This window comes from Microvirga pakistanensis (assembly GCF_004458765.1).
Taxonomy (GTDB): Bacteria; Pseudomonadota; Alphaproteobacteria; order Rhizobiales; family Beijerinckiaceae; genus Microvirga; species Microvirga pakistanensis.
In genome coordinates this window covers 1-223 of sequence record NZ_SPJX01000032.1, presented here as the reverse complement: position 1 = coordinate 223, position 223 = coordinate 1, and the positions used below count along the sequence as shown (strand labels likewise).

General features: G+C 65.5%; 1 pseudogene. It reads right to left on the bottom strand.

Going from position 1 to position 223, the window contains the following annotated elements:
* Positions 1–184: pseudogene (locus tag E4K09_RS02450) on the bottom strand (serine/threonine protein kinase); the annotation flags it as partial.
* Positions 185–223: the final 39 nt, after the last annotated feature.

The window sequence follows — 223 nt, the reverse complement described above, 5'->3', positions numbered from 1 at the left end:
CGGTCTCGAAGCAGACGATGGGGATCGGATCGTCGCTGTCGATGAGCATGGGAAACTTCATGACGAGCGGGGTCGGGTCGTCCTCCCGCTCCACCGACCAGATCTGGGCCAGTCCGCCGGTGCCCAGATGCTCCTTGAGCGTGAACCCGTCGATCACCATGCCCGGCGAGAGGCGAAGGCGCATGCTCAGCGACCCTCCTCGAGACGCCGGGCGAGTTTCTCG